Below are 931 nucleotides of genomic sequence, written 5' to 3'. Positions count from 1 at the left end.
ACGCTTTTATTATGGTCGTTTTATTCTATCTCCACTTATGAAAGGCCAGGCCGATACAATAGGCCTTGTAATGCGAAGAGTATTGCTTGGAGAAATGGACGGAACATGTATCACACGTGCAAAATCTGAAAAGATGCCACATGAATATTCTACCAGGGCGGGTATTCAAGAATCAGTACATGATATTTTAATGAATTTGAAAGAAATTGTATTGAGAAGTAATCTGTATGGAACGCGCGACGCCTCCATTTGCTTCAGAGGTCCCGGAGATATAACGGCCCATGACATCATCTTGCCGCCTTCTGTGGAAATCGTTGATACTACGCAGCATCTAGCTAGCCTGACGGAATCTATCGATTTTTGTATTAGATTACAAATCGAAAGGGATAGGGGCTATCGTAGGAAAACACCAAATAATCCTCAAGACGGGAGTTATCCTATAGATGCTGTATTCATGCCTGTTCGAGACGTGAATCATAGTATTCATTATTATGGGAATGGGAATGACAAATTAGAGATACTTTTTTTAGAAATATGGACCGATGGAAGTTTTACTCCTAAAGAAGCACTTCGCGAAGCCTCCCGTAATTTGATTCATTTATTTATGCCTTTTCTCCAGGCAGCAGAAGAAGAGCAGGACATCGATTTAGAAGCTAATAAAAAAAGTATTACTTTACCTTTTTTTACCTTTCATGAGAGCTTGATAAAATTTAGGAAAACTAAACAAAAAATAGCAGCGAAATGGATTTTTATTGACCAATCAGAATTGCCGTCTAGGATCTATAATTGTCTCAAAAGGTCCAATATACATACCTTATTAGACCTTTCGAATAAGAGCCAAGAAGATCTTATGAAAGTGGAACATTTTCGGATAGAGGATGTAAAACAGATATTAGAAATTCTACACAAGCATTTCGAAACTTATTTACCA

Annotated in this window: 1 protein-coding gene; it reads left to right on the top strand. The window is 37.4% G+C overall.

Annotation, left to right across the window (positions count from 1 at the left end; genetic code table 11):
- Window positions 1–931, top strand: a 931-nt coding sequence (gene rpoA / locus QQK25_RS24575) for a DNA-directed RNA polymerase subunit alpha (RefSeq protein WP_284190004.1), incomplete at both ends; no start/stop codon positions are given.

The organism is Zoogloea oryzae (genome assembly GCF_030161255.1).
GTDB lineage: Bacteria > Pseudomonadota > Gammaproteobacteria > Burkholderiales > Rhodocyclaceae > Zoogloea > Zoogloea oryzae.
Note: the sequence above shows the minus strand (reverse complement) of the source record. Positions and strands in the feature narration are given on the sequence as shown.